This window comes from Actinoplanes sp. NPDC021490 (genome assembly GCF_055562135.1).
This window is the reverse complement of the sequence record NZ_JBVHFW010000001.1, coordinates 300,057-323,866: the sequence shown is the minus strand read 5'-3', so window position 1 is coordinate 323,866 and position 23,810 is coordinate 300,057. Positions and strand designations below refer to the sequence as shown.

General features: G+C 71.7%; 24 protein-coding genes. 11 read left to right on the top strand and 13 right to left on the bottom strand.

All coding sequences use genetic code 11. The features are described 5' to 3' along the window. Positions 1-8: 8 nt before the first annotated feature. Genes ACZ3I4_RS01495 through ACZ3I4_RS01480 form a run of 4 tightly spaced genes read left to right on the top strand, consistent with a single transcriptional unit; the run spans position 9 to position 2,361 of the window. Positions 9-356, top strand: coding sequence for a DNA polymerase ligase N-terminal domain-containing protein (locus tag ACZ3I4_RS01495; protein WP_465379877.1), 348 nt, complete (start codon positions 9-11; stop codon positions 354-356). Between the two features lie 46 nt (positions 357-402). Continuing rightward, a complete protein-coding gene (locus ACZ3I4_RS01490; RefSeq protein ID WP_465379876.1) occupies positions 403-1,059 on the top strand; it encodes a DedA family protein in 657 nt (218 codons plus the stop codon). Between the two features lie 55 nt (positions 1,060-1,114). After that, positions 1,115-1,720: a hypothetical protein gene (locus tag ACZ3I4_RS01485; RefSeq protein WP_465379875.1), complete on the top strand. Its 606-nt coding sequence runs from the start codon at positions 1,115-1,117 to the stop codon at positions 1,718-1,720. Further along, positions 1,720-2,361, top strand: a complete 642-nt coding sequence (locus ACZ3I4_RS01480; protein WP_465379874.1) for an HAD-IA family hydrolase — start codon at positions 1,720-1,722, stop codon at positions 2,359-2,361. Before ACZ3I4_RS01485 ends, ACZ3I4_RS01480 begins: the two co-directional genes overlap by 1 nt. Here ACZ3I4_RS01480 and ACZ3I4_RS01475 read toward each other — a convergent pair. Then, positions 2,358-3,314, bottom strand: a complete 957-nt coding sequence (locus tag ACZ3I4_RS01475) for a Dyp-type peroxidase (RefSeq protein WP_465379873.1) — start codon at positions 3,312-3,314, stop codon at positions 2,358-2,360. The genes ACZ3I4_RS01480 and ACZ3I4_RS01475 overlap by 4 nt on opposite strands. A 38-nt stretch (positions 3,315-3,352) precedes the next feature. On the opposite strand from ACZ3I4_RS01475, the gene ACZ3I4_RS01470 reads away from it, so the two are divergent. Further along, positions 3,353-4,240, top strand: a complete 888-nt coding sequence (locus ACZ3I4_RS01470; RefSeq protein WP_465379872.1) for an SDR family NAD(P)-dependent oxidoreductase — start codon at positions 3,353-3,355, stop codon at positions 4,238-4,240. Here ACZ3I4_RS01470 and ACZ3I4_RS01465 read toward each other — a convergent pair. Together ACZ3I4_RS01465 and ACZ3I4_RS01460 are read right to left on the bottom strand one after the other, a co-directional pair. Continuing rightward, complete coding sequence (locus ACZ3I4_RS01465) at positions 4,194-5,315, bottom strand: NHL repeat-containing protein (RefSeq protein ID WP_465379871.1); 1,122 nt, start codon at positions 5,313-5,315, stop codon at positions 4,194-4,196. The genes ACZ3I4_RS01470 and ACZ3I4_RS01465 overlap by 47 nt on opposite strands. 7 nt (positions 5,316-5,322) lie before the next feature. Then, entirely contained in the window at positions 5,323-7,443 is a 2,121-nt protein-coding gene (locus ACZ3I4_RS01460) for an alkaline phosphatase family protein (protein ID WP_465379870.1), read from the bottom strand. A gap of 126 nt (positions 7,444-7,569) precedes the next feature. On the opposite strand from ACZ3I4_RS01460, the gene ACZ3I4_RS01455 reads away from it, so the two are divergent. Beyond that, positions 7,570-8,787: a glycoside hydrolase family 18 protein gene (locus ACZ3I4_RS01455; RefSeq protein ID WP_465379869.1), complete on the top strand. Its 1,218-nt coding sequence runs from the start codon at positions 7,570-7,572 to the stop codon at positions 8,785-8,787. Here ACZ3I4_RS01455 and ACZ3I4_RS01450 read toward each other — a convergent pair. After that, on the bottom strand, positions 8,784-9,524 hold the full coding sequence (locus ACZ3I4_RS01450; protein WP_465379868.1) for a LamG-like jellyroll fold domain-containing protein: 741 nt from the start codon (positions 9,522-9,524) through the stop codon (positions 8,784-8,786). The two genes, ACZ3I4_RS01455 and ACZ3I4_RS01450, sit on opposite strands and share 4 nt — an antisense overlap. 267 nt (positions 9,525-9,791) lie before the next feature. Then, positions 9,792-11,078: an NAD(P)/FAD-dependent oxidoreductase gene (locus ACZ3I4_RS01445; RefSeq protein ID WP_465379867.1), complete on the bottom strand. Its 1,287-nt coding sequence runs from the start codon at positions 11,076-11,078 to the stop codon at positions 9,792-9,794. A gap of 360 nt (positions 11,079-11,438) precedes the next feature. On the opposite strand from ACZ3I4_RS01445, the gene ACZ3I4_RS01440 reads away from it, so the two are divergent. The 3 genes from ACZ3I4_RS01440 to ACZ3I4_RS01430 are packed head-to-tail and all read left to right on the top strand — an operon-like array spanning position 11,439 to position 14,258. After that, entirely contained in the window at positions 11,439-11,966 is a 528-nt protein-coding gene (locus ACZ3I4_RS01440) for a SigE family RNA polymerase sigma factor (RefSeq protein ID WP_465379866.1), read from the top strand. After that, on the top strand, positions 11,963-13,174 hold the full coding sequence (locus ACZ3I4_RS01435) for a TolB family protein (RefSeq protein ID WP_465379865.1): 1,212 nt from the start codon (positions 11,963-11,965) through the stop codon (positions 13,172-13,174). The genes ACZ3I4_RS01440 and ACZ3I4_RS01435 overlap by 4 nt, the downstream gene beginning before the upstream one ends. Positions 13,175-13,205: 31 nt before the next feature. Continuing rightward, complete coding sequence (locus tag ACZ3I4_RS01430; protein ID WP_465379864.1) at positions 13,206-14,258, top strand: lysylphosphatidylglycerol synthase transmembrane domain-containing protein; 1,053 nt, start codon at positions 13,206-13,208, stop codon at positions 14,256-14,258. On the opposite strand, the gene ACZ3I4_RS01425 is transcribed toward ACZ3I4_RS01430, so the two are convergent. From ACZ3I4_RS01425 to ACZ3I4_RS01405, 5 genes are all read right to left on the bottom strand, one after another. After that, positions 14,255-14,962 carry a tetratricopeptide repeat protein gene (locus ACZ3I4_RS01425; RefSeq protein ID WP_465379863.1) on the bottom strand — a complete coding sequence of 236 codons (708 nt, stop codon included), beginning with the start codon at positions 14,960-14,962 and terminating at the stop codon, positions 14,255-14,257. The two genes, ACZ3I4_RS01430 and ACZ3I4_RS01425, sit on opposite strands and share 4 nt — an antisense overlap. An 84-nt stretch (positions 14,963-15,046) precedes the next feature. Further along, positions 15,047-15,991 (bottom strand): cyclase family protein, encoded by a 945-nt coding sequence (locus ACZ3I4_RS01420; protein WP_465379862.1) that lies wholly within the window; start codon positions 15,989-15,991, stop codon positions 15,047-15,049. A 10-nt stretch (positions 15,992-16,001) separates the two neighbouring features. Further along, positions 16,002-16,589 carry a TMEM165/GDT1 family protein gene (locus ACZ3I4_RS01415; protein ID WP_465379861.1) on the bottom strand — a complete coding sequence of 196 codons (588 nt, stop codon included), beginning with the start codon at positions 16,587-16,589 and terminating at the stop codon, positions 16,002-16,004. Between the two features lie 239 nt (positions 16,590-16,828). After that, positions 16,829-18,484, bottom strand: a complete 1,656-nt coding sequence (locus tag ACZ3I4_RS01410; protein WP_465379860.1) for an alpha/beta hydrolase — start codon at positions 18,482-18,484, stop codon at positions 16,829-16,831. Between the two features lie 85 nt (positions 18,485-18,569). Next, positions 18,570-19,784, bottom strand: coding sequence for an MFS transporter (locus tag ACZ3I4_RS01405; protein ID WP_465379859.1), 1,215 nt, complete (start codon positions 19,782-19,784; stop codon positions 18,570-18,572). A 91-nt stretch (positions 19,785-19,875) separates the two neighbouring features. On the opposite strand from ACZ3I4_RS01405, the gene ACZ3I4_RS01400 reads away from it, so the two are divergent. Beyond that, entirely contained in the window at positions 19,876-20,472 is a 597-nt protein-coding gene (locus tag ACZ3I4_RS01400; RefSeq protein ID WP_465379858.1) for a TetR/AcrR family transcriptional regulator, read from the top strand. Here the strand turns inward: ACZ3I4_RS01400 and ACZ3I4_RS01395 are convergent, their stop codons facing one another. After that, positions 20,473-20,922: a MarR family winged helix-turn-helix transcriptional regulator gene (locus ACZ3I4_RS01395; RefSeq protein WP_465379857.1), complete on the bottom strand. Its 450-nt coding sequence runs from the start codon at positions 20,920-20,922 to the stop codon at positions 20,473-20,475. Positions 20,923-21,016: 94 nt separating this feature from the next. Here ACZ3I4_RS01395 and ACZ3I4_RS01390 point away from each other — a divergent pair, with 94 nt between their 5' ends. Further along, positions 21,017-21,562 (top strand): hypothetical protein, encoded by a 546-nt coding sequence (locus ACZ3I4_RS01390; RefSeq protein WP_465379856.1) that lies wholly within the window; start codon positions 21,017-21,019, stop codon positions 21,560-21,562. Between the two features lie 11 nt (positions 21,563-21,573). Here ACZ3I4_RS01390 and ACZ3I4_RS01385 read toward each other — a convergent pair whose 3' ends face one another. Together ACZ3I4_RS01385 and ACZ3I4_RS01380 are read right to left on the bottom strand one after the other, a co-directional pair. After that, the gene (locus ACZ3I4_RS01385) at positions 21,574-21,882 is read right to left on the bottom strand and encodes a hypothetical protein (RefSeq protein ID WP_465379855.1); all 309 of its coding nucleotides are present in this window, start codon (positions 21,880-21,882) and stop codon (positions 21,574-21,576) included. A 391-nt stretch (positions 21,883-22,273) separates the two neighbouring features. After that, positions 22,274-23,785, bottom strand: coding sequence for an APC family permease (locus ACZ3I4_RS01380; RefSeq protein WP_465379854.1), 1,512 nt, complete (start codon positions 23,783-23,785; stop codon positions 22,274-22,276). Positions 23,786-23,810 lie beyond the last annotated feature (25 nt).

The window sequence follows — 23,810 nt, the reverse complement described above, 5'->3', positions numbered from 1 at the left end:
GTTCGAGGGTGCGACCCTCGTTCGTCCTGCATGACCACCGCAAGCCGCGGCCCCATTTCGACCTGCGGCTCGAGGAGGACGGCGTGCTGCGCTCCTGGGCCGTGCCGCGCGGCCTGCCCACCGACCCGGCCCGCAACCGGCTCGCGGTGGCGGTGCCCGACCATGCCCTCGACCATCTCACCTACACCGATTCGGACAAGTCGATAGCGGACATCGGCTGGTGGGAGCAAGAGGATCGCAACGACAAGCGGTTCGTCTTCACCCTGCACGGCCGGGACGGGTCGCACCGGTACGCGCTGATTCACACCGACGGGGTCAATTGGCTCTTGCACCGTACAAAGGACCAGCCGCAGTAGGGACTCCACAGGTTCGGCCCGGCCGGTCCCGGCTACGGTTGAGCCGATGCCACCTCAAGCCGATCTGCCCGGGTTCCTGCACGGAGTCGCCCCGATCCTCGACCGGTGGGGCTATCTGGCCATTGCCGGGGTCATCGGGGTCGAGAGCTTCGGCGTGCCCGCACCGGGTCAGACGATCATGGTGGCGGCGGCCATCTACGCGGGCGCCGGCCGGATGAACATCTTCGCCGTCGCGGCCATCTCGTTCGTCGCGGCCGTGCTCGGCGACAACATCGGTTACTGGATCGGGGTGCGCGGCGGCCGCAAGGTCGCGCTGCGCTGGGGCCGATACGTGTTCCTGACCCCGGAAAGGCTGACCCGCGCCGAGAACTTCTTCGCCCGCCGCGGCGGCCGGGTGGTCATGGTGGCCCGCTTCATCGACGGGCTGCGCCAGCTCAACGGCGTGATCGCCGGCATCACGGCGATGCCCTGGCGCACCTTCCTGCTCTACAACGCCATCGGCGCCGCTCTGTGGGTGGGCGTCTGGACCACGATCGCGTACCTGTTCGGCACTCACCTGGTCGAGATCATCGAGCATGCCCACCGTTACCAGTGGCAGGCGATCACGGTGGTCGTTCTCGCGGTGGCCACCTACGTCATCCTGCACGTGCGGCACGTCCGCCGCCGGCGCGCCAAGAAAGAACCGGTGGAGGACACCGCCTGAAGGTTGCCCGGGCCGAGTCCGGGTAGGGCAAAGGTGAGACGGAAGGAGCCACACCGTGAGCACCAAGCAGCTCGAACGCAGAAGGGACCAGTCCGCGGCGGCCAACGAGAACGCCGCCCGGACCAAGACGACCGTCACCGAGCTGGAGAACCGGCTGCGGACCAACGCCGACCTCACCCGGCAGCAGACGCAGGCGCTACGGAACGCCGAAGCCGAGGCCCGGCGGCTCAAGCGCTCGCTCAAGACCCACGCTCGTGACCGGGACCGTCTCGAGAAGGCGCACAAGAAGGCCGTCGCCCGGGCCGAGAAGGCGCAGAGCAAGGCGGCCGCGCTCGAGGACAAGTACGGCAAGAGCCTGCTGGACGACCTGATCCGGCGCGAGAAGGAGAAGGACCGCGCCGCCGCGGTGGCCCCGCCCGCACCCGAGGAGCCGGCCGAGCCCGAGCCCGAGTCCGAGCCTGAGCCCGCCGCGTACGAGGCCGAGCCGAACGACGTGGAGACTCCGCTCGAACCACAGACGGCACGGGACACCGCGGCCCGAGCGACCGCGCGGAAGGCTGCCGCCACGACCCCGCGCGCACGGACTCCGCGCAAGACCGCCGAGACGCCGTCGCCTGCCACTGCGGCCCGGCGACGCGCCCCCAGCAAGCGCGCTTCCTGATGCCCGAGACCAACGACGACGTCCCCTTCGACATGCGGAGCGTCCGAGCGATCCTGTTCGACATGGACGGCACGCTCGTCGACTCCGACGGCGCTGTCCTGCGGTCGTGGCAGTCGTGGGCGGCCGAGTACGGGGTCGACGGCCAGGAGGCGTACGAGATGGCGCACGGCAGTCCGAGCGCCACGACCGTACGCAAGCTTCTGCCGCATCTCGACGAGGCCGCGCTCGTGCTCGCGTCGGCCCGGCAGCTCGAGCTGCAATACGACGACCTCTCCGACGTGCAGCCGACGCCCGGCGCCCACGAACTGCTGGTGAAGCTCACCCTCACGGGCCTGCCGTGGGCCGTGGTCACCAGCGCCGACACCCGGCTGGCCAAGGCCCGTCTGACCGCGGCCGGCATCGTCGCGCCGGTGCTGGTGACGACCGACGACATCGCGGCCGGCAAGCCCGACCCGGAGGGCTACCGCCGGGCCGCCGAACTGCTCGGGGTCGACCCGGCCGACTGCCTGGTGGTCGAGGACGCCGACGTCGGACTGCAGGCGGGCCGGGCCGCGGGCGCACACACCGCGGCGCTGCGCGGGCTCGACGGCGACCTGCGGCTCAACACGCTGGCCGACCTGGCCGCCCTGATAAAAGACTAGGGCGCGTCGGGCAGGTCTTCGAGGAAGTCGGCCGTCGGGACGTAGAACAGCGAACCGGTCAGGGCGGTCGAGAAGTCAAGGATCCGGTCGTACGTCCCGTACGGCTCGCCCAGGAACATCCGGCGCAGCATCAGCTCGGGGACGTCCGGCGTGGCGGCATAGGCGATGTAGTAGGTGCCGAACTCGCCGTCCTTGACCGAGCCGAACGGCATGTTGTCGCGCAGGATCTTGAGCTCGTTGCCGTCCGCGTCCTCCACGACGTTGAGGGCCAGGTGCGAGTTGGGCGCCTTGGCGTCGTCCGGGATCTCGACGTTGTCGAGCTTGGTGCGCCCGATCGCCGCCTCCTGCTCCTCGACCGTGAGCGCGTTCCACGCCTCGAGGTCGTGCACGTACTTCTGGACCATCACGTAGGTGCCGCCGGCGAACGCCTCGTCCTCGTCGCCGATCACGACCGCGTGGTGGGCCTTGGCGCCGGTCGGGTTCTCGGTGCCGTCGACGAAGCCGAGCAGGTCGCGCTCGTCGAAGTATTTGAAGCCGTGCGTCTCGTCGACGATGTCGCCGGCCCCGCGCAGCCGATCGGCGATCTTGGCGGCCAGCTCGAAGCAGACGTCCATCTGCCCGGCGCGGATGTGGAACAGCAGGTCGCCAGGGGTCGAGGGCGCGCTGTGCCGGGGACCCTTCCAGGCCCGGAAGCGGTGCAGCTCGGCCGGGCGGGGACCGGCGAAGAGGCGGTCCCACAGATCCGAGCCGATGCCGGTGACGCACGAGAGCTGCGCCGCGGGCAACCGGAAGCCGACCGTACGCTGCAGCCCGCCCAGATCCTCCAGCAGATCGCGGACGGTCTGCTCGCCGTCCGGGCGGACGGTCGCCACCAGGAAGATCGCGGCGTCGGTGAGCGGGGCCAGCACGGCCTGCGACTCGACGGTCGGGGCGACGGAACGGGGCGCGGTCATGGGCGGCAGTTTAGGGTCCGCGACCCGATAATGGACCGATGAGTGATCGGGGTGACGCCGGCCGTCCGTTCGCCTTCGCCGGCCGGACGTGCCTGATCACCGGCGCGGCCGGCGGCATCGGGGCGGCGCTGGCCCATGAGCTGGCCCGGCGGCGGGCGGTGCTGGTGCTCGTCGACCGCGACGCGGACGGGCTGGCCGAGGTGGCCCGCGTCGCGCGGGAGCTCGGCGCGCCGGACGTGTCGACGCACGAAATCGATCTGAGCGACGGCGGCGACCGGCTCGACCTGGCGGCCCAGGTCGCGTCCCGGCACGGCGGCGTCGACCTGCTCGTCAACAACGCGGGCGTCACGCTGATGGGCACCTTCGAGGAGAACGCTCTGGCCGACTTCGAGTGGCTGCTCGAGATCAACCTGCTGGCCGTGATCCGGCTGACCAAGGCGTTCCTGCCGCAACTGCTGGCCCGCCCCGGCTCGCACGTGGTGAACGTGTCGAGCCTGTTCGGCCTGATCGCGCCGGCCGGGCAGGTGGCCTACGTGACCAGCAAGTTCGCCGTACGCGGGTTCACCGACTCGCTGCGCAACGAGCTCGAGCCGCGCGGCGTCGGCGTGACCGTGGTGCATCCCGGCGGCATCCGCACCAACATCGCGGTGAACGCGCGGCTCAGCGGCGGCGATCCGGGCGGCGCCCAGGCGGAGCAGGCCCGGCTGTTCTCGGAGCGAGCGCTGACCATGCCGGCCGAACAGGCGGCCCGGCAGATCGTGGCCGCCGTGCACAACCGCAAGCCGCGCCTGGTGATCGGTGGGGTGGCCCGCGGCGCCGACCTGCTGGCCCGCCTCACTCCGACGCGTTACTGGCGGATCAGCCAGCGACTGGGAGCGGTCAGAAAGCTGCAAACCGGCGACGATCCCGCCCGTCGATCACCGTGAAGTCACCGCCGGCCTCGATCGTGCCGGCCACGTGGTTGACGCTCAGCACCCGGACGCCGATCACCCCGTTGGCCTTCGGCCCCCACGAGGTGAGCTGACCCTTCGACGTCACCGCGGCCAGCTTGAGCCGCGGCCGGGAGCCGTCCACACAGCCACCACGCACGCCGTTGCGCTCGGTCAGGCAGGCGTTGTCGAAGTGCCCGCCGACATAGGTGATGCCGCCCGCGGTGGCGATCGACGCCGCGTCCCCGTCGAACACCCGCTGCCAGCGCAGGACCCCGGTGTAGCTGTACGCGATGGCCCGGCCGCCGACCCCGGCCGTGGCGACGTGCACCCCGGTCGGGTCGAGCGCGATCGCCCGGACCTCGGCTGGCACCCGTGGCCGGAACACCGGGTCGACCGTCCCGCTCACGCCGTTGACCGAGGCCAGCCGGAGCGTGCCCTTGACCGTGCCGACGACGTGGAACCCGCCGCCCAGATAGACCCGCGGGCCGGTGACCGCGAGCGCGTGCACGGTGTCGTCGGCCGCGGGCCGCCAGACCGGGTCGAGCTTGCCGGTGGTCAGCGAGAAGGCGGCCAGGTTGGCGCGTCTCTCGCCGGTGACCTCGGTGAAGCTGCCGCCCAGGTAGAGCCGGCCGTTGCCGGTGGCCAGCGCGTACGGCGTACCGGAAAGGTTGTGGCGGAAGGAACGCACGCCGCCGTTAGTGGGATGGAGCCGGGCCAGCGAATCGCGGGGCTCGCCGCTCACGGCGTGGAAATCGCCCGCCGCGTAGACGCTGTCCGGGGTGGCGGCCAGGGCCCGCACGACGCCGTCGGCGCTGGGCGACCAGTCGAGCAGCTTGCCCGTACGCGAGTCGAACGCGGCCAGCCGCTCGCGCGGATAGGTGCGCCCGCCCGCCGTCGCGGTGGTGAAGGTGCCCCCCACGTAGGTCGTCGCGCCGCGGTGCGCGATCGCGTAGACGCTTCCGTTGAAGGTGGGAACGGACGAGCGTGCCGTAGGGCTCGCTGCGGGGGCGGCGGCCGCCGGCAGGAGCACGGCGGCCAGGGCTAGGACGATGAGCGGGAATCGCGGCACAAAGTGCTTAACCGTCGTGCGTCCGGGAAAGTCTCGGTGAATCCGGCTGCTCGAAGATCTCTTCCGAGACGTGATGTTCCAGCGCCAGGGCCTCGTCGGCGGCCGGGGCGCGGGTGCGCAGCCCCAGCATGGCCAGCCACTCGATCAGCTGGTGGTGCACGGCGTCGGGTCCGTCGAGGTCGACCTCGGTCACCGGCCAGCGGGCCGGGTGCACCAGCACCGCCTCGGTCTGCCAGCCACCGAGACCGCCGTGCGAGCCGACCAGCTCCTCGAACGCCGCGACCTCCTCGGTCACCGGGTCGACGCAGCTGATCAGCACCAGGTCGCCCATGTGCTCGGCCCGCTGGTGACGCAGCAGGTCGTGGCGGGCGCGCGGCCCGTACGGGATCAGCGGGTCGATGCCCTGCACCACGCCGTCGCGCAGACGGTGGCTGCCGGAGGTGCCCAGCGCGACCGGACCGTCCTCGCCCCGCACGAGCACCAGACCGATGCCCGGGTGCGCGACCAGGCCGTGGATGAGCCGCGGATACTCCCGATCGATGGCGGCCCGGTCGAGCCGCTGCTCGAACTTCGTCAGATAGACCAGGGCCAGGTTGCCCGACGAGACGACCAGCAGCGGAGCGACCGGCGGCTCGGGGAACTCGGGCTCCCGCGTCGCCTCGACCTCGGCCGGGAACTCGGGCGCCACCGCCTCGTCGCCCGCCGAGAACCGCTCGACCACCTCGTCGAGGCTTTCGCCGTAGCGCTGGCGGAACGTCGCCCCCTGGCTCTGCCCGTGGTCGGAGAGAACGACCAGGTGATAGCGCCGGGCCGCCTCGGGGGCCAGCCGCTCGAGCACGCCGAGCATCCGGTCGAGGCTTTCGAGCTGGCGCATCGACTCGGGGCGGGCCGGACCGGCGTGATGCGCGACCTCGTCGTAGTCGACCAGGTCGCAGTAGATGGCTGGGGCGCCGCGGGCCATCTGCTCGGCGATCAGCGACACGTTGACGTCGCGCAGCAGCATCGACGCGGGACGCAGGGCCAGGAAGGCGCCCGACCGGCTCACCCGGGGCTGGACGTTGCGGCGGCGCTGCAGGCGGGCCTGGTGCAGCTCGGTGAAAACCTCACCCACGCCGAGCACCAGGGCGCGCGTGAAACCGTACGGGGAAGCCATGAACGCGGCCCACCCGCGCGCGGACCGGCCCGGCAGAGCCGCGTGGCTGACCGTGAGCAGGCTGACCGCCGCGTCGCCGCTGAACGCGTTGCCGATGCTCACGCCGCCGTCGCGCAGCAGGCCCCGGCCGTCGCTGAGCCGCGGTTCGAGCACCGCCGCGTCGCGCGGACGGTTGGTCACCATGAGCTTGCCGGTGTCCTTCTCGAACCACCGGAACGCCGGGATCTGCCGGGTCGCGCCGTGCAGGATGCCGGCCTGCGAGGCGGGCGTGGTCGACGGCAGACCGGTGTGCCAGCCGCGCATCGTGTGGCTGCCCGAGCGCAGCCAGTGGCCCAGCGTGGGCAGGTTGCCGGCCCGCACGGCCCAGCGCAGCACCGGCTCGGACAGACCGTCGAACTGCACCATCAGCAGCCCCGGCTCGGAACCCTGGCGGGGACGGCGGAACGTGAGAACGGGACCACCGGCGAGCCGGGACTGCCGGCGGCGGACGCCGCGCATGAGCCGCCGGGCCTCGCGCACGAACGTGTCGTCGGAGCCGCTGTCGGCCATCCAGTCGAGGATCGCGGCGAACACCACGGCCAGGATCGCGGTCAGCACCAGCGAAGGCAGGCCGCTGATCCGGTCGGCCGGGTCGATCTCGAGGGCGATCACGATGACCACGACCTGCGCGATCACACCGAGCAGCATCGCGCCCCAGCCGCCCAGCGCGGTGACGCCGGCCAGCAGCAGCGGCCGCAGCACGGCGCCGACCCCGGCGACGATCGCGACCAGGCCCAGGGTGTCGACGATGTCGTTGCTCTCGACGCCCGGCATCAGCCACAGGGTGAGGGTGAGGACGACGAAGGTGACCAGGGCGCTGCGCAGCACCGCACGAAGCCGGTTGAGGATCCGGCGCCAGCTCAGCAGCGCGCGCAACTCGGCCCGCCAGCTGCGGCGAACTGGCGCGTCGGAGGGCTCGTGCGGGCTGATGGCCACCGGGAAACGATGACACAACCGCGGTGGTGGGTGGACGACGGTGCCGCGAATCACCCCGTCCCGGAGGTACACCCGGACGAGTGATCACTTGTGGCCCGCTTGTCCGGTCCGGATAGCTTCGGAGCGGTGCGCGCCCGATTCGTCTTGATCATCCTTATCCTGCTGGGAATCGCCGGTTGCGGCGCCTCCGAGGACGACGACAGCCCACCGCCCGCGCCCGCCGCCCCCAAGGTGGTCGGATACTTCACCGGCTGGGGTGTCTACGCCCGCGACTTCCAGGTGAAGGATCTGGACACGAGCGGGGCGGCCGGACGGCTGACCCACCTCCTGTACGCCTTCGGCAAGGTCACCGGGGGCAAGTGCGTCGCCGGGGACCGCTGGGCCGACTACGAGAAGCCGATCAAGGCTGGGCAGAGCGTGGACGGTGTCGCCGACGATCCGGCCGCCCCGGCCCGCGGCAACATCGGGCAGCTGCGCCGGCTCAAGGCCAAGCACCCGGAGCTCAAGGTGCTGTGGTCGTTCGGCGGCTGGACCGGGTCGGGCGGCTTCACCCAGGCCGCCCGCGACCCCGGCGCCTTCGCGCAGTCGTGCCACGACCTGCTCGACGACCCGCGCTGGACGGGCGTCTTCGACGGCATCGACGTCGACTGGGAGTACCCCAACGCGTGCGGGGTGACGTGCGACAAGAGCGGACCGGACGCGCTGGGCCGGGTGCTGGGCTCGCTGCGTACGACGTTCGGGCCGGACTCGGTGATCACGGCGGCGGTGCCCGGCGACTTGGCGAAGCTCGACGCCTCCGACTACCGGACGGCGGCCGAGCAGGCGAACTGGCTGAGCGCGATGACGTACGACTACTTCGGCGCGGGCGGCACGGCGGCGAAGGTGCAGAAGACCGCCCCGCACTCACCGCTGGTGGCGTATCCCGGCATTCCGCGCGAGACGGCGGTCGCGTCGGCCACCGTGGACAAGCTCCTCGAGCTCGGCGTCCCCTCGTCGAAGATCCTGCTCGGCATCGGCTTCTACGGGCGCGGCTGGACCGGCGTGACCAGCGCCGAGCCCGGCGGGAACGCGACCGGACCGGCCGGCGGGCGCTACGAGAAAGGGCTGGAGGACTACGACGTGCTGGTCAAACGGTGCCCGCCGACCGGAACCATCGCCGACACCGCGTACGCGTTCTGCGGCAACCAGTGGTGGTCCTACGACACACCGCAGACGATCAAGAGCAAGATGACGTACGCCCGGGGCAAGGCGCTCGGCGGCGCGTTCGCCTGGGAGCTGGCCGGCGACACCCCCTCGGCCGACCTGCTCACGGCAGTGTCCGAGGGCCTGACCCGGGTTTCCTAGCCGACCTGCACCCAGACGTTGTCGAGGGCGCCGTTGAACTGGTCGTTGTCGACGTAGGCGCCCTTGCCGCCGATGCTCATCGGGCGGTTGTTGGTCACCGAGAGCTTCGCCGGCACGGCGATGCGGCCGCGCAGCACGTTGTCGACCCAGACCGACAGCGTGGCGCCGATCCGTGCGCAGCGAATCCGGTGCCAGCGGTTGTCGGCCACGCTCACACTGCTGGTGGCCATCCGGATCCGCGTCGAGCGGTCCCCCACCAGCACACAGCTGGGCCGCCCGGCCGTGCCGTCGATCTGCAACTTCCACTGGCTGCCCCGGGTCGAATAGCCCTTCTGCATCACGTTCTGGCCCTTGCTGGTCTGCGTCGGGCTCAGATAGACGTCGGCGCCGTACGAGATGTCGCGCGGTCCCGGGTTGAGGTCAGCGGTGGACGGGGTCTGCAGGGCGACGTGCGGGCAGACCTGCTGTGCGCACCGCGAGGGGAACAGAAGGGCCGTCCCCTGACCGTGCACCACCTTGCGGACGGTTCCGCCGTGCCCGGAGATGACGCGCAGGGTGTGGCCGCGGCCGGACTCGTCGACGATCGAGGTGGAGGGCCCGTTGAAGGCGTAGCGCGCCATCAGGACGGGCGTTCCACTGGCCTTCTCGACAGAGACGGCGGCCGCGGGAGCCGCGCCACCGGCGACGACTACCGCCGAGGCGGCGAGCACCAACGCGCCGAGCCAACAAGATCCCATGCCCGAATTATGGCTTGTGGAAAGTTTGTCGGCGTCGCCAAATCCCCGTCCGACCGGGCGAGCCTTCGGCCTGAACGCACTAATCCCCCATACAGGTAGCAACGCCGCGCCGCCTGTGGACAACCCGGCACCCGCCGCTTGACACCCGCTACGGTCATGCCCCATATCCCCCGGGTGGGTGGGGGCTAGGGATGGCCGTACCAGACAAGATCTTTTTTCGGGGGCGGGGCAGGGAAAGATCGCGCCCGGGCTCCCGGATCCGGCGCGCTAGGACTTGGGTGAGGCGCTGTCGAGAGGCACCGAGCGGCCCGGCACCAGTCCGAGTTGGACACCCTGGCGGGGCAGCGCCGCGTCGAGCAGCCAGTCCGCCGCCACCCGCACGCGGTTGCCCGGCATCGACAGCAGGTGATAGCCGCGGGTCACCACCTTGGCCGGGAACCCCTTGATCGGCACGCCGAGCGGGTTCGCGGCCGAGTCGAGCCCGCCCAGGTCGACGACGAAACCGAGGTCGTAGTGCCGGTACGGCTTGCGGCGGCCCTGCCCGTACGAGGCCGCGATGTTCTTCGCCGCGGCCACACCCTGACGGACGGCGTGCTGCGCGGTCATGCCCGTGACCTCGCCCGGACGGGTCAGGTCGGGCACCGCGGCCGCGTCGCCGATCGCGTACACGTCGGGATAGCCGGGCACGGTGAGGAACTCGTCGACCACGAGCCGCCCGTGGTTGAGCGGCAGATTCAGACCCTCGACCACGGGATCGGGACGCACGCCGACGCACCAGATCAGGGACCGGGTCGGCACGAAGTCACCGGTCGACAGGTGGACGCCGTCCTCTGTGGCTTCCTTCACACTCGTACGGAGAAGCAGCTCGACCCCGCGCCGGCGCAGCACCTCGTCGGAGGCAGAACTCAGGCGCTCGTCGAGCGAGGGCAGCAGCCGGTCCGCCGTGTCGAGCAGCAGCCAGCGCACCTTTCCGTGCAGCTCGGGACGCTCGGCGGTGAGCTCGTCGGTGAACAGGACACCCTGCGCGGCCACTTCGGTGCCGGTGTAGCCCGCGCCGACCACGACGAACGTGCATCGGGCGAGCCGTTCCTCCTCGGTCGGGGCGTTGACCGCGAGCTCGATCTGGCGGGTGATGTGATCGCGCAGGTACAGCGCCTCGGGGATGCCGCGGAAGCCGTGCGCGTACTCGGTCACGCCGGGCACGGGGAGCAGCTTGTTGACGCTGCCGGCCGCGATGACCAGCCGGTGGTAGCCGATCGAGCCGGCCCGGCCCTCGGGATCGCGATAGGTGATCGTGCGGTTGTCCAGGTCGAAGCCGTCGGCCTGGCCCAGAACCGTCCGCACGCCGGGCAGCGTGGCCTGCAGCGACACCGTGACTCGTCGCGGCTCGAGGATCCCGGCCGCGACCTCGGGCAGCAGCGGCAGATAGAGGAAGTAGTCGGTGGGGTTGACGACGACGATCTCGGCGCCGCCGCGGGCGAGCTGTGAGAGTTTGCGCGCGGCCGTGAAACCGGCGAACCCGGCTCCGACGATGACGATGCGTGGGCGTGCCATGCGGGTCCTCCGTTCCGGGCGCTCGCGACGCCCACCGTGCAGACCGATGCCCACCGACGCTACCGAAAACGCCTCGCCCCTGGTGTGAGCGTGGCGACAGTGTCCGGTTGACCGTTCGTACGATCCGCAAATTCGGCCGAACGGTTGTCGTCCGGCAACCGACGTTTCGGCGTCTTGATAGGCGCCGGACGGTGCCCGCACGGGGCGGCATCGCACGGTGAAGTTGCTGGTCGGTGCCCACACGGGGTGGCATCGCCCGGCCCGCGTGGGTGGAGAGGGGTCGACGTGGCCGGCAGAGCGGTTCTTGAGCCGCCTGGGTACGCTCACGTCTCCCTCGACACCTCGAACGGACACCTTCGAATGGACGCCCGTGAGGCTGACTATGCGCATTTCGTCCGTACGCGGACGCACGCATTGTTGCGCTCGGCGTACCTGTTGACCGGCGATCAGCATCTCGCCGAGGATCTCGTGCAGGAGGCGCTCGCCCGCACCCACCGCTCGTGGCAGCGCCTCGAACGGACGGAGAACGCGGAGGCCTACGCCCGCAAGGTCATGTATCACGCTCAGGTGTCGTTCTGGCGCCGTCCCAAGGTGGCCGAGGTGCTGCCGCCCGATTTCGAGCCCGACACCGAGCCGGGGGCCGACGACCACGCCGACGCCGCGGTCGAGCGGCTCGTGCTGCGGCGCGCCCTGCTGACGCTCAGCGCCCGGCAGCGTGCCGTGATCGTGCTGCGCTTCTTCGAGGATCACACCGAGGCCGAGGCGGCCCAGCTGATGGGTGTCTCGGTCAGCACGGTGAAGACGCAGACCGCCCGCGCGCTCGATCGGCTGCGCGCCCTGCTGCCCGACATGACCGTGCTCACCGAGGTGCCGGAGGCGGGACGATGACCGCCGAGCACGAGCGGCTCCGCGCCTCCCTGCACGATCTGGCCGAAGTGGCCGAGCCCGCCGACATGTACGACCGGGCGATCAACCGGTCCCGCCGGATCGGCCGCCGTGAGGCCGCGGTCGGCACCGGCGCCGCCATGGCCGTGCTTGTGGTGCTGGCCAGCGGGCTGTGGCAGATGCCGGGCAGCAAGCAGCAGAACATCCCGGTCGCCGTGGGCTCGCCGTCGGCCGGGTCGATCGCGCCGTCCCGGTCGTCGACGACGGCCACCTCGGACGCCTCCCCCACCGGGTCGTCCGGCGCGCCGGCCAACGCTCAGGTGCGGCCGCCGAAGCGCGACGGCAAGGCCGCCAAGCCGCCCAAGCCGGCCAAACCGAAGTCGCGCACGCTGTCCGACCTGTCGGGGCACGTCTTCTACCGCGAGCGCGACAGCGATCCCGACGTCGTGCGCATGTCCCCGGGCGAGGGCACGAGCGAGGTGGTGCTGGCCAACGCGCCGTCGTCGGTCGGCATCTCGCCCGACGGCTACCGGATCGCGTACGTGTCGGACGGCAAGCTGATGGTCAACGAGTCCGGCGGCGAGTCGAAGCAGGTGGCCACCGACGTGGTCGCGGCCGATCAGGCGCCGGTGTGGTCGCCCGAGGGCAGCCGGCTGCTGGTCGCGTCGGGCACGTCGACGACCGCGCCGGGGGTACTCGACCTGGAGTCCGGCGCGATCACCCCGCTTCCCGGCGGTCTCGCCTCGGGCCAGCATTTCCGCTGGTCGGGCGACGGCAGCACGCTGGTTTTCGCGACGTCGTACTGCGGGCTCAAGGTGGCCGACGGTGACGCCGGCACGAGCACGAGCGTGCCGGTGCTGGGAGACAAGCAGCCGCAGGACAATCCGGACGGCCTGGCCGCGTGCAAGCCGACCAGCGTCGACGTCACCGGGCGCCGGGTGACCGTGCCGCTGCAGACGACCGGCGAGAGCACGACGGGCACGGACACGGCCGACGCGGTGGTCGACACGGCCACCGGCGACCTGGCGGTGCTGCCGGTGGCGGGCACGGTGGTCGGCGCGGTCTTCGATCCGGAAGGCAACCTGCTGGTGCGCACCGAGAACGACGGCAAGCGGCTGCTCTCGCTGTTCGATTCGAACAACACCCTGCGGGTGCAGGCCAAGGAGCCGGCTTCCGTACGGGATCTGGATCTGCTCGCGTACACCCGCTGATCTCCGGCGCCGCGCCGCGGGAGGTGCGAGCATGAAACCGATGGCCGTGCATCAGCAGACCGCCCGGCCCACGACCGGAGTGCCGCCGTGGTGGCGGCGCGGACCGACCGTGGCCGTCGTCGTCGTGGTCGTACTGGGTGTGGAGCTGGCCGTGGGCTGGTCGGCGCTGGCCGGGGCGATCCATCAGCTGCGCGCGCCGCATTGGAACTGGGTGGCCGCCGCGCTCGCCGCCGAGCTGGCGTCGATGGGCACGTACGCCCGCATGCAGCGCGCCCTGCTGCGTGGCGCCGGCACCAAGGTCAGCATGAAACGGCACGTCGCGACCGCGTACGCGGCCCATTCGCTGAGCGCCACGCTGCCCGGCGGCCCGGTCTTCTCGACGACGTTCAACTTCCAGCAGCTGCGCCGGTTCGGGGCGTCCCCGGCGGTGGCGTCGTGGTGCATCGCGCTCAGCGGGGTGCTGTCGGCCGGCGCCCTGGTGGTCATCGGCGCGGCCGGGGGTCTGCTGGCCCGCAACACCGGCAGCTGGCACTCGCTGGTGGGTTATGCCGTGGGCGCCGTGGTGGTCGCTTTCGGCGTACGCCAGCTCGCCGAGCACCCGCACCTGCTGGACCGCCCGGTGCGGGCCGTGCTGGGCGGGGTCAACCGGGTGCGCCGCCGACCGCCCGGGCACGGTCACGACCGGTTGCTCGGTTTCGTCGACCAGCTGCGCGAGGTGCGAGTGCGCCCGGCCAGCTTCGCCCTCGCCGTGGTGCTGGCCCTGCTCAACTGGCTGTTCGACGCGCTCTGCCTGTGGTTGTGCTGTGTCGCCGTGGGCGCGGGTGGGATCAACCCGGTGAGCCTGGTCATCGCGTACTGCGCCGGGATGGCCGCGGCCAGCGTGCCGATCGTGCCCGGCGGGCTCGGCGTGGTCGACGGCGCGCTGGTGCTGGGCCTGGTCGCGGGCGGCCTGACCAGCTCGCTGGCAGTGGCCGCGGTGGTGCTCTACCGCCTGATCAGCTTCGGGTTCATCATCGGCCTGGGCTGGTTGGTCTGGCTGGTCATCCGGCACCGGCACCGCGCCACCGCTCAGGGCCTGTCCTAACCCTTGCGGCCGAACAGGCGCCAGCCACGCTTCCTGCTCTCGGACGGACGCGCGGCCTCGCCGTTGAGCACGGCCAGACGGTGCTGGGCGACCGGGTTCTCCGGCTCCATGCGCAGCGAGGTCAGCAGCGCCTGGCGGGCCTGGTCGGTGTGGCCGAGGGCGTCCAGCGTCACGCCGTGGGTGTAGTAGTAGTGCGCCTCGGTCGGGTCGAAGCCGATCGCCGTACGGGCGGCCTGCTCGGCGTCGGCGATCTGCCGGTCGGCCGAGAGCAGCGCCCAGGCCACCCGGTCGTGCCAGAGCGCGTTGCGGGGCTCGGCGATGACCGCGCGGTAGGCCAGGGTGACCGCCTCCTCGTGCCGTCCGAGGACGGTGAGCGCGCGGCTCGACAGGGCAAGCGGGCGCGGGTCGTTGGCGTTGATCCGGACAGCGTGGCCGGCCGCCTCGAGCGCGCCCTCGGCCCGATCCAGCGCGAGCCGGAGGCGGGCGAGCAGGATCCAGCCCTCGGCCGCGCCCGGGTCGGCCTGGAGCGCGGGTTCGAGCGTGGCCACGGCGCGTTCGAGTTCGAGCTGCTCGAAGAGCGTGGCCGCCTGGGCGATGGCGACCTCGGTGGGGTTGCCGAAGGCACGCGGACCGGCGGAGGGCGGCCGGTCGGCGGCCGGCAGCTGGTCGGGGTCGGCCGGACTGGTGACGGGCCGCTCCGTCATCGGCGGCCCCCGGTCCGCAGGGGGTTGGCGGTCACAACAGAATGATCGGCTCGTTCCGGCGCCGAATGAGGGCTTTCGGCCAGATCAGCGCGCGGGCATCCAGCCGGCCGACCGGGTGTGGTCGTGCGGCTCGAAATACGGCACCTGGGCGTACGCCCGCACGGGGAAGGTGCCGAAGGCGATGATCCGGGGCGGCGCGGCGGTGAAGCGGGCGCCGTGCGGTGGCAGATTTTCCAGGCCGGTGAGGTGTTCGACGATCGGGATGCCCGCCGCGAGCAGCACGGTGTGTGCCGGACGCTCGCCTCCGCTCGCCTCCGTGTTGTCGTCGAGGTTGATCGAGTCGATCCCGACCAGGGCCGCGCCCCGCTCGGCCAGCAGCGCGGCCCCGTCCCCGGTCAGATAGGGGGCGTCGGTGCCGTAACCGGGTGTTCCCCAGCCCCGGTCGCCGCCGGTGTGCAGCAGCACGGCGTGCCCGGCCACCGCGTACGGCTCCAGGTCCTCCCCGGTGACCGCCCGGCGCCCGCGGCCGGCCGTGCGCACGACGACCGCGGGCAGGTCGGCCAGCCGTTCCAGCGGCATCCCGGCCAGGTCGGTGCCGCCTTCGTAGCGGTGCCGGGGTGTGTCCAGGTAGGTGCCGGTCTGCCCGACCATCTCGATCCGGTCGAGGCTGAACTCGGTGCCCTCGGCGTACCGGGGGCGGGATTCGGCCCAGGTCAGATGGGCCGAGATGACCGGCGCGGGCATGCCCGGGTAGGTGGTCAGGCCGTCCGAGATCACGTGGCTGAGCTCGACGAACCGCAGTCGCGGCGGAGTGGGCGGGCCGGCCGGGGTCTGCTCGGCGAACGTCCGGATCCCGTCGAGTTCGACCCGCTCGACGTCGCGGAGCCCGAGCGAGCCGACCAGGATCGTGGCCAGGTCGGCCTCGGTGACGTCCAGATGCGGGACGTCGACGCGCAGCCCTTGCGCCCGCAGGCGGCCCCCGGTTGTGAAGGTGATGTCGGCGCTCAACTCGGCCCGGTACTGGTGCACGGCAGATCCCCTATCGCAGCTCGATGATCGCTTCCACGAGCAACCAGATGCCGAAGATAACGAAGAGCGCGGCCGCGCCGTACTTGATGGCCTTCTCGGGCAGGTGCTTGCCGAGCAGCCGACCGACCAGGATGGCCAGCGCGTCGGCCGCGACCATGCCGATCGTCGAGCCCAGCCAGGTGCCGAACCAGCCGTACTGGGTGGCCAGCGTGATCGTGGCCAGCATGGTCTTGTCACCCAGCTCGGCCAGGAAGAACGCGCCACCGACGGCCAGGATGGCCGAACCGGTGCTGCGCTCGGCCTTGGACTTCTCGTCGTCGGTGAGTTTGTCGCCGCGCAACGTCCAGGCGCCGAAGGCGAGGAAGGCGATCGCGGCGATCAGCGAGATCCAGCCGGTCGGCAGTGTGGCGCCGAGGCCGTAACCGATGCCGACAGAGACCAGGTGCACGACCGCGGTGGCCACGGTGATGCCGATCAGCACAGGGAGGGTTTTGAAGCGGGTCGCGAATGTCAGCGCCATGAGCTGGGACTTGTCGCCCAGCTCGGCCACGAAGATGACGGCGAAACTGACCGCCGTCGCGACGAGGAAGCCTTCCACAGAAATGTTCTCCCGGAATCCAGCGGACCGGGTGGAAGCGGCTCAGGGCGACCTCGACCCGGCCACGTTTCAGTAGCCATGGTCGAAGGTCTCGCTCGCCTCGGTTGCAAGGCCGCACGGCCGGACCCCGGTGACGAACCCGGGATCAGTATGTCGACCGCGACATTGGGAACTACTCCCCTTCGCGGGATGAAGCATAGCCAACGGTCCCCGCCCGCGGGCGGGGACCGTGAGCGTGATCACCGTCCGGTGATGAGCCGCTGCATTTCGAGGCGCTCGGCCGGCACCGGTGTCCGCTTGGCCTTGGTGTCGGCCGTGGCCGCGGCCACCGGCTCGGGCGGCGCGATCGGCGAGCAGCGCTTGTCCGAGCGCTCGCCGGACCGCCGCGCGGGCAGCTTGCCGGTGGCCAGATAGCCGGCAATCGTGTCGTCCACGCACCGGTTGCCGTAGAGCGAGCCCGAGTGGGTGGTGCCGCCGACGCCCTCGACCAGCACCGACCGCGGGAACCGCTTGCGCGCCTCGAGGGCGCCGCTGAACGGGGTCGCCGCGTCGAGCGTCTCGCTGACCATCAGGATCGGCGGGACGGTCTCGCCCGAGACGGTCACCGGGATGCCGCTGGGCGCCGGCCAGGTGCGGCAGGGCGCGTTGTACCAGGCGTTGGCCCAGGTCTCGAAGGGCGCCTTGCGGTGCACCTCCCAGTTGTCCGACGTCCACTCGGTCCAGCTCTTGGGCCAGGGCGCGTCGGTGCACTGGGTGCCGAGGTAGACCGCGTAGTTGTTGTCCGCGTCCGGGCTTTGCGGGTTGTTGGCGTCGTACAGCCGCTTGAGGCCGCTCGGGTCGCCCTCGCGCACCCAGCCGCTGAAGGCGCGGGCGATGTCGGCCCAGCCGAACGTGTAGTACCCGGCCTGCAGGAAGATGTCGGTGAGCTCGGACGGGCCGATCACCCCACCGGCCGGCTTGCGGGTCAGGGCCTTCTGCTCGGCGTAGAAGCGCTGCCGCACCTCGCGGGTGGTCTTGCCGACGCGGTACACCCGGTGGTGCTTGGCCAGCCAGCCGAAGTAGACCTGCATGTTGCGGTCGAAGGCCACGTCCTGGTCGAGGTTCGAGTCGTACCAGACCCGCGCGGGGTTGACCACGCCGTCGAGCACCATGCGGCGCACGCGCTCGGGGTACCGGGTCGCGTAGACCTGGCCCAGGTAGGTCCCGTACGAGAAGCCGTAGAAGTTGATCTGACGGGCGCCCAGCTCGTACCGGATCAGATCCATGTCCCGTACGGTGTCGAGGGTCTTGAGGTGGCCGAGCAGGTCGCCGCCGGCCTTCTCGCACGCCTGGGCGTACCCCTCGGCCCGCTTGAGCCACTTCTGCTCGATCTTCGAGGTGGTCGGCACGTACGGCGGCCGGTTGTACCCCGTGTAGTCGTTGTCGCAGCTCAGCGACGGCTTGCTGGCTCCCACCCCGCGCGGGTCGAAACCGACCCAGTCGTACGCCGCCCCGGCCTGCTTCGGCACGAGCGAGCCCAGCACCGACAGGCCGCGGCCCTTGGCGCCCGGACCGCCCGGGTTGACCAGCATGACGCCCTGGAACTTGGCGTCCGGGACGGTGTGCTTGATCCGCGACACGGCGATCTGGATCTTCTTGCCGTTCGGGGCGGAGTGGTCCAGGGGCACGCTGACGAAGCCGCATTCGGCCCGGTGCGTACGCAGGGTGAGCTCGGTGCACGAGCTCCACTTGATGGTCCGGGCCGCTCGCGCGTACCCGTCCGCCTCCACGCCTCGCTCGTTGGCGGTTCGTGCGCCCGCCTCCGCGCCTCGATCGCTTGCGGCCCGCGCATCATTCGCCGGGACCCCGATCACCGCCAAGGTGATCGTCGTGGCCGCCGCCAGAAGTCGTCTCATGCCAGCCTCTCGTGTCCGATTCGCCCCATTATGGCGGTGGCGGACGGCGGCATGAGGGACCACCCACGCCGAGACAAGCCGTTTTTTAGCTATTTGTACGGATTCTCTGGGCGGTTAGGGCCACCGCACCGAGGGCAGCCACCACCAAGCCGTAGACCAGAGCCGTGTCGTGCAACCCGGCCGAGGTGGCCGCGAAACCGGCGATCACGGCCGGGACGCTGAAGGCCACGTACGCGATGACGAGCGCGACGGCGAACAGCTCCCCGCGCTCGTGCGGGGCGGCCAGCACGGCCAACGTGCCGAACGAGGCCAGGGCCGAGGCGCCGAATCCGACCCCGGAGATCACGGTGCCGGCCGCGGCGAGGACGGCGCTGCTCAGCTCCAGGCCGGTCACGCTGATCACGGCGCCGACGGTCAGCAGGCTCCCGGCGATGGTGAGCACCCTCCTCGTGGCGACATTCCGGAGCGCGTACGAGGTGAGAGCGCCCGTGCCGCACAGCAGCGTGACCACCAGACCGCCGATGAGGTGGCTGCTCAGATCGAAGACCCCGGCCGCCACGGACGGGCCGAGCGAGAGGTAGAGCCCGCCGATCGCCCAGCTGGCCACGATGATCGGCACCAGCGCGAACACGTCGGCGCGCAGCCGGGCCGGGACGCCGAGCCGGGGAGCGAGCGAGGCGGCCGCGCCGGGACGACGGGCCGAGGTCTCGGGGATGCGGGCCACCACGATCGCGGCCAGGACCATGCCCGCCAGCAGCAGCGCCCAGACGAAGTGGGTGGGCGAGGGACCGTACTGGACCAGGGCCCCGCAGCCCAGCGCGCCGATGGCCAGACCGGCGACCGGGGCGATGCCGTTGATCAGGCCGGCCCGGCCCGGGGCGTGCGGCGGGTTGAGGTCGACCAGGGCCGCACCCAGCGTCGTCATGGCCGCCCCGGTCGCGATGCCCTGCAGCAGACGCGCGGTGAGCAGGATCCCGACGTCGCCGGCGGTCAGGAACAGGATCAGCGAGATCGCCTCGAGCCCGATCGCGGCGGCCAGCACCGGGCGGCGGCCGATGTGGTCGGAGAGCGCGCCGAGCATGACCAGCGAGCCGATCAGGCCGACCACGTACACGGCGAAGATCACCGTGAGGGTGGTCGCGGAGAAGCCCCAGAGGTGCTGGTAGACGACGTAGAGCGGGGACGGGGCGGCGGACGCGGCGGCGAACGTCACGAAGATCGCGGCGATCGCGGCGAAGGCCACCGGGCGGGACAGCCTGCGGCTGCGCAGGGCCGGCGGAGCGTCGGCGACGGAGGTCATGGATGCTCCCCTTGATCGATCCAGCCAGACAGGTCTGTCTACTGGCGTGTCTCAGCGACACTAGACAGGTCTGTCTGGTACCGTCAACCGCATGTCCGCTGCGTCACCCTCCGCCCCCGCTCCGGCCGCCCGTAAGGCGTCGGCGCGCGACCGCCTGCTGACCGCGGCCGACGAGCTCTTCTACGCCGAGGGCGTGCACACCGTCGGCATCGACCGCATCATCGAGCGGGCCGGCGTGGCCAAGGCCTCGCTCTACAGCACCTTCGGCAGCAAGGACGAGCTGGTCCGGGCCTACTTGGAGGGCCGGCACACGCTGCGCCGCACCCGCTTGCTGGCCGGCCTCGAGCGCTACGACGACCCGCGCGACCGCCTGCTCGGCGTGTTCGAGGTGATGGCCGAGCTGGCCGGCACGCCCGGCTTCCGGGGCTGCCCGTTCTACAACGCCAGCGCCGAATCCCCCGCCGGCGGCCCGGTCGAGGAGGTCTCGAACGCCAACCGCGCCTGGACCAAGGGCCTGTTCTTCGAACTGGCCCGCGACGCCGGCGCCCGCGACCCGGCCACCTTGGCCGACCAGCTGGTGGTCCTCTACGACGGCGCCTCGGTCGGTGGCCGCATGGACAAAACCGCCGACGCCGCCCGCACCGCCCGCACCATCGCCGCCGCCCTGCTCGCCGCGGCGACGCTCTGATCAGCTGCTGCGTTCGGCGGCCAGGTCGCTGAGCTTTTCCAGGGCGGGGAGCGCGGCCACCACGGCCTCGCGTTCCTCCGGGGTCAGGCCCTGCAGCAGCTCGGCGAGGGCGGCCGCGCGGACGGCGCGGCGGTGGGCCACGGCGGCCCGGCCGGCGTCGGTGATGCTGACGACCACGGCTCGGCCGTCGGTGGGGTCGTCGGTGCGTTCGGCCAGGCCCTCCTTTTCGAGGCGGGTCACCAGCTGCGTCATCGCGGGCTGGCTGATGCCCTCGGGGGCGTACAGCTCGCTGAGGCGATGCGGGCCGGACCGTTCGAGCCGGCGCAGGGTCGAGGCCGCGGTCAGGCTGAGCGGCCCGCGCGGCGTGAGGCGGCGGAGCGTCTCGTAGAAGCGCTCGAAACCGGCGGCGACGGCCGCGTCGGCGTCCGAGATGGCGGGGGCAGGCTGCACACTTATTTTTATCACCGGCTTATGAATGGCGTTTCCCCCGTACGCGCCGGGCCGTCTGGCAGACGCAGACCGGACGAAATGTCACTATGCAGTCATGGACGAGCAAACCCTCGGGGCGTTGGTCGACCACGGCCCGGAGGAGGAGCACTGCTCCTGGCTGCGCCCGCACCTCGGCACCACCACCGGCGGCGGCCGGGCCCCGCGCGAACATGTCGTCGCGCTGCGCCACGTCGCCCGCACCCTGGACGCCGATCCACGCTGGCGTTCCTGGTGGCAGCAGACCGGCCTGTCCGCCTGCGAGCTGGGCATCGTCGCCGAGGGACGGCTCGACCACTTGCGGCCCAGCGCCGACATCCGCCGGCTCGACGACTGCCTGTGGGCCAACTTCACCTGCGCGCTGCCGGACGGCATTCCGACCTCGGCCGCCACCCACGCCGCGACCCGCGAGGTGCGGGCGATGTTCGAGGTGATCCGCCAGGCCCTCGTGCTCTCCGCGCTGCCGCCCACCCCGCCGGTGCCGAGCCTGCCCAACGATGTGCCGGATGTGCCGGTCACGGCGAAGCGGCTGCCCGAGGTGCCGCACGAGCCCGAGCAGCAGGGCTACCTGACGCTCACCCAGATCCAGGAGTTCTTCGCCTGACCCCCTGAGCCTCACGACCAGGTCAGCGCGACGAGTTCGCGTAGCTGGTCGAGGGCGTCGCCCTTGTCCGGGCCGTCCGGGAGCTCGTCGCGGGCCGCCGCGACCAGGCCCGAGCGCAGCAGGGCGTAGATCTCCTCCTGGCCGGCGTCCGGCAGGTCGGGGATCCAGAGACTGCCGAGGTTCTCCGCGACGACCATGCGGAGCCAGTCGGCCGTCTTGGAGTCGTCGAGCCGCGGGATGAGGTATTCCAGCGTCCACTCGAAGAGACCACCGGTCGACTGCCAGTCCCTGCCCGGCCGGACCATGATGAGAGCCGCCATTGTCGTCGCCTCCCCAGGATAAAGACACGCGGTGCCAAGCCTCGCTCGGCCACGAACCTTTCCACCCTTGCCACCTGGTCCGCGGTGAACTGCGAAACGTCCACCGGAACCAGGTCCGCCTTCTTGAGATGCAGCACGATCTGCTGCGAGAAGCGCGCCCACTGCTGCTCGAAGCGGTGCGCCGCGAACGGGCCCACCGCGTCGTACGACAGGCCGCCCTGGTCGATCCAGTCGGCCCGGCACCCGGGTGCGGCCCGGGTCAGACGTACGCCCAACTCCACCTCGATTCGTACGGCCGTCTCGGACTCGTTGGGCCGGAAGCGGCCGGTCGCGGGATCCATGCCCAGCGCACGGATCCGTGCCCTCTCGGGTCGCGGATCCGGCGCGCGCATCAGCGCTTCACACGCTCGGGCCGGTGCGCGCCCGGCTCCCGGGGTTCCTCCGGGTCTCGCGGCCGCGGCACTTTCGGCGTGATCACCACCGGGGCGCCGCCCTGACCGATGCCCGCATAGATCACCGGCCGGGCTCCGCGCAGCACCAGCGCGTGAGCCATCCCCAGCAGAGCGACGGCGGCCAGGGCGACAGGCACGATCCACAGGCTTTCCCGTACGCCGAACAGCGCGCCCAGATCACGGAAGGCCAGATAGCCGACCGAGCCGAGGCCCACTGTGGACAGCACCGGCGCGACGAACCTGGTCCACGCGCCCTCCCTGTCCGGCACCCGGTTGAGGTGCAGCAGCGCGGCCACGGACGTGGCGATCAGCAGCACCAGGAGGCCGAGGCCGCCCGCGATCACGAGACGGCGGCCGGTCAGCGGCGGATCGGACACCCCGGCCACGGCGGCGCCCGCAATCAGGAGCGCGGCCACGGCCGACTGGGTCAGAGAGGCCGGGCGAGGAGCCAGCGTACGGGCGGAGGTGCGGCCGAGGGCGGCCGGAAGAACCCGCTCGCGGCCCAGCGCGAACAGGTAGCGCGCCATCGCGTGGTGCAGCGCCAGGGCGGCCGCGAACAGGCCGGTGAGCAACATCAGGCGGCCCAGTGTGAGGGCCCACGGCGCGAGGCGTTCGGCGGCCAGGTCGAATAGCAGCTCGGAGCCGCGGGCGCGGGCCAGGTCGGCGATCCGGGTGGCGCCGGCGGCCGCGCTCAGCGACCAGGAGGCGGCGGCCAGCAGGACGGCGAAGACGGCCACGACGGCGTACGTGGCCCGGCCGGGGTCCCGTCTCGGGCGAATCGACTCCTCGGCGTACGTGCCGGTGGTCTCGAAACCGGCGAAGGCGAGCATGCCCACGGCGATCAGCAGCCCGAGCGTCGTCATGTCGAGGGAGCCGGGGCCGGCCGGGACGATGGTGGCACGGGTGAGCTCGCCGCCGGCCGGGTCGAGGACGTTGGCCGCGGCGAACCCGATCGCCACCGCCACCTCGGCCAGCACGAGCAGGGCGATCAGGCCACTGCCCACTTCGGACCGGATCGTGCCGCACAGCGCCACCAGCAACCAGCAGCCGGCGGCGACCGTCCACCATGGTGCGCTCACGTCGAACCAGCTGCTCAGCAGGGGCGCGGCGGCCACTCCGACCATGCCGTAGAGGCCCAGCTGGATGGTCTGGTAGCAGGCGAAAGCGAGCCAGGCGGCGCCGGTTCCGGCGGGCCGGCCCAGGCCGCGGGTGACGTAGGTGTACATCGCGCCGGCGAAGGGGGCACGGTTGGCCATGGCGGAATAGCCGGCCGAGAACAGGGCGAGAACGATGCCGAGGGCCACGAAGCTCAGGGGGACCAACGGCCCGCCGCCGGTGGCGTAGGCGGCGGGCACGACGTTGATCAGCACCGCGATCGGCGCGGTGGCGGCGAGCGCGAAGAACGTCACCGCGGACGCGCCGAGCCGGCCCGGAGCGAGGGTCGTACCCACGCCCTCTATTTGATCTGAAGAGTGA

Bases quoted from the DNA above. Each gene is read 5' to 3' on its own strand.
- ACZ3I4_RS01490 (WP_465379876.1), top strand. From the start codon at position 403: ATGCCACCTCAAGCCGATCTGCCCGGGTTCCTGCACGGAGTCGCCCCG.
- ACZ3I4_RS01480 (WP_465379874.1), top strand. From the start codon at position 1,720: ATGCCCGAGACCAACGACGACGTCCCCTTCGACATGCGGAGCGTCCGA.
- ACZ3I4_RS01475 (WP_465379873.1), bottom strand. From the start codon at position 3,314: ATGACCGCGCCCCGTTCCGTCGCCCCGACCGTCGAGTCGCAGGCCGTG.
- ACZ3I4_RS01470 (WP_465379872.1), top strand. From the start codon at position 3,353: ATGAGTGATCGGGGTGACGCCGGCCGTCCGTTCGCCTTCGCCGGCCGG.
- ACZ3I4_RS01450 (WP_465379868.1), bottom strand. From the start codon at position 9,524: ATGGGATCTTGTTGGCTCGGCGCGTTGGTGCTCGCCGCCTCGGCGGTA.
- ACZ3I4_RS01445 (WP_465379867.1), bottom strand. From the start codon at position 11,078: ATGGCACGCCCACGCATCGTCATCGTCGGAGCCGGGTTCGCCGGTTTC.
- ACZ3I4_RS01440 (WP_465379866.1), top strand. From the start codon at position 11,439: ATGGACGCCCGTGAGGCTGACTATGCGCATTTCGTCCGTACGCGGACG.
- ACZ3I4_RS01435 (WP_465379865.1), top strand. From the start codon at position 11,963: ATGACCGCCGAGCACGAGCGGCTCCGCGCCTCCCTGCACGATCTGGCC.
- ACZ3I4_RS01430 (WP_465379864.1), top strand. From the start codon at position 13,206: ATGAAACCGATGGCCGTGCATCAGCAGACCGCCCGGCCCACGACCGGA.
- ACZ3I4_RS01425 (WP_465379863.1), bottom strand. From the start codon at position 14,962: ATGACGGAGCGGCCCGTCACCAGTCCGGCCGACCCCGACCAGCTGCCG.
- ACZ3I4_RS01410 (WP_465379860.1), bottom strand. From the start codon at position 18,484: ATGAGACGACTTCTGGCGGCGGCCACGACGATCACCTTGGCGGTGATC.
- ACZ3I4_RS01405 (WP_465379859.1), bottom strand. From the start codon at position 19,784: ATGACCTCCGTCGCCGACGCTCCGCCGGCCCTGCGCAGCCGCAGGCTG.
- ACZ3I4_RS01400 (WP_465379858.1), top strand. From the start codon at position 19,876: ATGTCCGCTGCGTCACCCTCCGCCCCCGCTCCGGCCGCCCGTAAGGCG.
- ACZ3I4_RS01390 (WP_465379856.1), top strand. From the start codon at position 21,017: ATGGACGAGCAAACCCTCGGGGCGTTGGTCGACCACGGCCCGGAGGAG.
- ACZ3I4_RS01385 (WP_465379855.1), bottom strand. From the start codon at position 21,882: ATGGCGGCTCTCATCATGGTCCGGCCGGGCAGGGACTGGCAGTCGACC.